Here is a 5285-nt window from a genome sequence, read left to right on the forward strand (position 1 = left end):
CGCAACAGCGAGTCATACAACGGTTTCCATCGGGCCTACCTGCCGGATGTGCTCAAGGACAAGGAGTGAACCATGCCGGTGATCGAATCCCAGCTCGACCGTCACAGTGCCGACTTCAGCCGGCATCGTGACGCCCTGCTCGCCAGTCTCGAACAGATCCGCCAGTTGGAGCAAAACCTGCTGGACAAGGCCGCGCAGGCCCATGACAAGTTCGCCCGCCGCGGCCAGTTGCTGCCGCGCGAACGCCTGAACCTGCTGCTCGACCCCGGCGCGCCGTTCCTCGAACTCGCCAGCCTGGCCGGCTACAAGCTGCATGACGACAAGGACGGCAGCCAGGCCGGTGGCGGGCTGATCGCCGGGATCGGCTACGTGTCCGGAGTACGCCTGCTGGTGGTGGCCAACAACAGTGCGATCAAGGGCGGGACCATTTCCCCCAGCGGCCTGAAAAAGACCCTGCGCCTGCAACAGATCGCCATGGAAAACCGCCTGCCGGTGATCACCCTGGCCGAAAGCGGCGGCGCCAACCTCAACTATGCGGCGGAAATCTTCGTCGAGGGCGCGCGCTGCTTCGCCAACCAGGCCCGGATGTCGGCCATGGGCCTGCCGCAGATCACCGTGGTCCACGGTTCGGCAACCGCCGGCGGCGCCTACCAGCCGGGACTCTCGGACTACGTGGTGGTGGTGCGCGGCAAGGCCAAGCTGTTCCTCGCCGGGCCACCCCTGCTCAAGGCCGCCACCGGCGAAATCGCCACCGACGAGGAGCTCGGTGGCGCCGAGATGCATGCCCAGGTGGCCGGCACGGCCGAATACCTGGCCGAGGACGATGCCGACGGCATTCGCCTGGCGCGCGAGATCGTCGCCGCGCTGCCGTGGAATGCGCGGCTGCCGCTGGCGTGCGCACCGGCTTTCGCCGAACCGCTCTACCCGATCGACGACCTGCTGGGGCTGATTCCCGATGACCCGAAAAAGCCCTATGACGTGCGCGAGATTCTCGCCCGCCTGGCCGATGGTTCGCGGTTCCTGGAATTCAAGGGCGAGTTCGATGCGCAGACCGTCTGCGGCCACCTGCAGATCCACGGCCGCCCCTGTGGGGTGATCGGCAACAACGGCCCGATCACCCCACGGGGCGCAAGCAAGGCCGCGCAGTTCATCCAGTTGTGCGACCAGAGCCAAACGCCCCTGCTGTTCCTGCACAACACCACCGGTTTCATGGTCGGCACCGAATCCGAACAGCAGGGCGTGATCAAACATGGCGCGAAGATGATCCAGGCGGTAGCGAACGCCCGGGTGCCCAAGCTGACCCTGGTCGTCGGCGGTTCCTACGGCGCCGGCAACTACGCCATGTGCGGTCGTGGCCTCGACCCGCGCTTCATCTTCGCCTGGCCCAACAGCCGTACCGCGGTGATGGGCGGCGCCCAGGCCGGCAAGGTGCTGCGTATCGTCACCGAGGCCCGGCAGCTCAAGGACGGCCAGGCCGTGGAGGAAAAGATGCTCGACATGCTCGAACAGATGACCGCGCAGAAACTCGACAGCCAGTCCACCGCCCTCTATGGCACCGCCAACCTGTGGGACGACGGCCTGATCGACCCACGCGACAGCCGCACGCTGCTGGGCTACCTGCTGGATATCTGTCACGAGGCCGAGGTGCGGCCATTGCAGGCCAACAGTTTTGGCGTGGCACGCTTCTAAACGATCACAGGAGAACAACAACAATGATCTTTACCCAGGAACATGAAGCGTTGCGCCGGACCGTCCGCCAATTCGTCGAACATGAGATCAACCCGCATGTCGAGGAATGGGAAAAGGCCGGGCGCTTTCCGATCCACGAGATCTTTCGCAAGGCCGGCGAACTGGGCCTATTGGGTATTTCCAAGCCGGAGAAATTCGGCGGCATGGGCCTGGACTACAGCTATTCGATCGTCGCCGCCGAGGAGTTCGGCAGTGTGCATTGCGGAGGCATTCCCATGTCCATCGGCGTGCAGACCGATATGTGCACCCCGGCCCTGGCCCGCTTCGGCTCCGATGAACTGCGCGAGGAATTCCTGCGGCCGGCGATCAGCGGCGAACAGGTCGGCTGCATCGGCGTCTCCGAGGTCGGCGCCGGCTCCGACGTCGCCGGGCTCAAGACCCAGGCGCGCAAGGATGGCGACGACTACGTGATCAACGGCAGCAAGATGTGGATCACCAACTCGCCGAGCGCGGACTTCATCTGCCTGCTGGCCAACACCTCGGACGACAAGCCGCATGTGAACAAGTCGCTGATCATGGTGCCCATGAACAGCCCCGGCATCAGCCTCAGCCCGCACCTGGACAAGCTGGGCATGCGCAGTTCGGAAACCGCTCAGGTGTTCTTCGACGACGTGCGCGTGCCGCAACGCAACCGCATCGGCCAGGAAGGCGCCGGGTTCATGATGCAGATGCTGCAGTTTCAGGAGGAGCGGCTGTTCGGCGCGGCGAACATGATCAAGGGCCTGGAGTACTGCGTCCACAGCACCATCGCCTATTGCCGGGAACGCCGCACCTTCGGCAGCCCGCTGATCGACAACCAGGTGATCCACTTCCGCCTCGCCGAGCTGTCCACCGAGATCGAGTGCCTGCGGGCACTGGTCTACCAGGCCACCGAGCAGTACATCAAGGGCCGCGACGTCATCCGCCTGGCCTCCATGGCCAAGCTCAAGGCCGGGCGGCTGGGCCGGGAGGTCACCGACAGTTGCCTGCAGTACTGGGGCGGCATGGGCTTCATGTGGGACAACCCGGTGTCGCGCGCCTATCGCGACGTGCGCCTGGTGTCGATCGGCGGCGGTGCCGACGAAATCATGCTGGGCATCATCTGCAAGCTGATGGGCATCCTGCCGGGGAAAAAATCATGAGTGCCCTGCCCGACTGCCAGACCCTGCGCCTGGACGCTCGCGATGGCGTGCTGTGGATAACCCTCGATCGGCCGGACAGCCGCAATGCGATGAGCCTGCAGATGGTCGGCGAACTGCGCGGCGTGCTTGCCGCCGTACGCGAGGACCGCCATGTGCGCGCTCTGGTGTTGCGTGGAGCCGGTGGCCATTTCTGCTCGGGGGGCGACATCAGGGATATGGCTCAGGCCCGCGGCCAGGGGGTGCAAGCCTATGAGCAACTGAACCGGGCCTTCGGTGCCCTGCTGGAGGAAGCCCAGCACCAGCCGCAGGTGGTGATCGCCGTACTGCAGGGCGCGGTGCTGGGTGGCGGGTTTGGCCTGGCCTGTGTCAGCGATATCGCGCTGGCCGCCCATGACGCCCGCTTCGGCCTGCCGGAGACCAGCCTGGGCCTGTTGCCCGCCCAGATCGCGCCTTTCGTGGTCCGGCGCATCGGCTTGACCCAGGCTCGGCGCCTGGCCTTGACCGCGGCGCGGTTCGACGGCGATGAGGCGATGCGCTTGGGGCTGGTGCATTTTGTCGAACGCGATGCCCAGGGGTTGGAGGAGCGCCTTGCTGAAGTGCTGGCTCAAGTGCTGCGTTGTGCGCCGGGGGCCAATGCGGTGACCAAGGCGCTGCTGCTGGATGAACAACCGCTGGGGTCGATGCTCGATCAGGCAGCTCGCTGGTTCGCCGAGGCGGTGACCGGGGATGAGGGGGTCGAGGGGACATTGGCCTTTGTGCAAAAGCGCGAGCCGCGGTGGGCCGGCTGACGTCTTCGCGGGCAAGCCCCGCTCCTACAGGACCCAGGCGTACCGCAGAGCCACATAGGACGCCGATCCTGCAGGAGGTGGCTTGCCCGCGAAAAGGGCCGAACTTTCAACACTGAACAAAAGGACCGTCGCCATGCCCGCCTTCAACAAGATCCTGATCGCCAACCGCGGTGAAATCGCCTGCCGGGTCATCCGCACCGCCCGCGCCCAGGGCTATCGAACCGTCGCCGTCTACAGCCAGGCCGATGCCGATGCCCGCCACGTGCGACTGGCCGACGAAGCCGTGTGCATCGGTGCCCCGCAGGTGTCCGAATCCTACCTCAACAGCCCGGCCCTGCTCGATGCCGCCCGCCGCTGCGGCGCCGACGCGATCCACCCCGGCTACGGCTTTCTCTCGGAAAACGCCGACTTCGCCCGGGCCTGCCAGAACGCCGGAATCACTTTCATCGGCCCCAGCCCCGAGGCTATCGAGCTGATGGGCAGCAAGCGCCAGTCGAAAATCGCCATGCTCGCCGCCGGGGTGCCCTGCATCGACGGCTACCAGGGTGCCGAGCAGGATGAGGCGACACTGGCCCGCGAGGCGCAGCGAATCGGCTACCCGCTGATGATCAAGGCCAGCGCCGGCGGCGGCGGGCGCGGCATGCGCCTGGTCCACGAACCCGGGCAACTGGCCGAGCAACTGCGCACCGCCCGTTCCGAAGCGCTGCACGCCTTCGGCAGCGACGAACTGATCCTCGAACAGGCGCTGATCGAACCGCGCCATGTGGAGATCCAGTTGTTCGGCGACAGCCACGGCAACCTGCTGTACCTCGGCGAGCGCGACTGCTCGATCCAGCGCCGTCACCAGAAGATCGTCGAGGAGGCGCCCTGCCCGGTCATGACCGCCGAGCTGCGCCAGGCCATGGGCGAGGCGGCGCTGCAGGCCGGGCGGGCGGTGAACTATGTCGGCGCCGGGACCGTCGAGTTCCTGCTCGATGCCCACGGCCGCTTCTATTTCCTGGAGATGAACACCCGGTTGCAGGTGGAACATCCGGTCACCGAACTGATCACCGGGCTGGACCTGGTGGCCTGGCAGCTCGACGTCGCGGCGGGACTGCCGCTCCCCTTGCGCCAGGAACAGATCAGGCTCCAGGGCCATGCCATCGAGGTGCGCCTGTACGCTGAAGATCCGGCCCATGGCTTCCTGCCACAGACCGGCCAGGTGCTGGGCTGGGAACCGCCGCGCTCGGAGGGTGTGCGGGTCGACCATGGCCTGGTCGAAGGGCAGTCGGTCAGCCCGTTCTACGACCCGCTGCTCGGCAAGCTGATCGCCCATGGCGCCACCCGCGAAGAAGCCCGGCGCCGCCTGCTGCGCACGGTCGAGGATTGCGTGTTGCTGGGCCTGGAAAGCAACCAGCGCCTGCTGACGAACCTGTTGCGTCATCCGCTGTTCGCTACCGGCACCTTCAGCACTGCGTTCATCGCCGACCACTTCAGCGCCGATCCGAGCCTGCAACCCTATCAGCCAACGAGCGGCGAACTGGCACTGGCCGCCGCGCTGTTCTACCAGACCGGCGCCAGCCGCCACGACGCCGGGCTCGCCGGCTGGCGCAACAACGTCGCGGTCCCCCGCCACTATCGGCTGGGC

4 protein-coding genes are annotated in these 5285 nt (G+C 66.4%); all 4 read left to right on the forward strand.

The window, feature by feature from the left end; genetic code table 11:
- Positions 1 to 72 precede the first annotated feature (72 nt).
- The gene (atuC, locus tag K675_RS0121835) at positions 73 to 1689 is read left to right on the forward strand and encodes a geranyl-CoA carboxylase subunit beta (protein WP_017905594.1); all 1617 of its coding nucleotides are present in this window, start codon (positions 73 to 75) and stop codon (positions 1687 to 1689) included.
- Positions 1690 to 1712: 23 nt separating this feature from the next.
- Positions 1713 to 2870, forward strand: a complete 1158-nt coding sequence (atuD, locus tag K675_RS0121840; protein WP_017905595.1) for a citronellyl-CoA dehydrogenase — start codon at positions 1713 to 1715, stop codon at positions 2868 to 2870.
- Complete coding sequence (locus K675_RS0121845) at positions 2867 to 3658, forward strand: enoyl-CoA hydratase/isomerase family protein (RefSeq protein ID WP_017905596.1); 792 nt, start codon at positions 2867 to 2869, stop codon at positions 3656 to 3658. The genes atuD and K675_RS0121845 overlap by 4 nt, the downstream gene beginning before the upstream one ends.
- 133 nt (positions 3659 to 3791) lie before the next feature.
- On the forward strand, positions 3792 to 5285 hold a 1494-nt coding region (locus K675_RS0121850; RefSeq protein WP_017905597.1), incomplete at its 3' end, for an acetyl-CoA carboxylase biotin carboxylase subunit.

Origin of the sequence: Pseudomonas fuscovaginae SE-1, from assembly GCF_000364705.1 — a bacterium.
GTDB classification, from domain to species: domain Bacteria; phylum Pseudomonadota; class Gammaproteobacteria; order Pseudomonadales; family Pseudomonadaceae; genus Aquipseudomonas; species Aquipseudomonas fuscovaginae_A.

What these genes read in the sequence shown, in the direction of transcription:
- atuC (WP_017905594.1), top strand. Translation starts at nt 73, where the DNA reads ATGCCGGTGATCGAATCCCAGCTCGACCGTCACAGTGCCGACTTCAGC.
- atuD (WP_017905595.1), top strand. Translation starts at nt 1,713, where the DNA reads ATGATCTTTACCCAGGAACATGAAGCGTTGCGCCGGACCGTCCGCCAA.
- K675_RS0121845 (WP_017905596.1), top strand. Translation starts at nt 2,867, where the DNA reads ATGAGTGCCCTGCCCGACTGCCAGACCCTGCGCCTGGACGCTCGCGAT.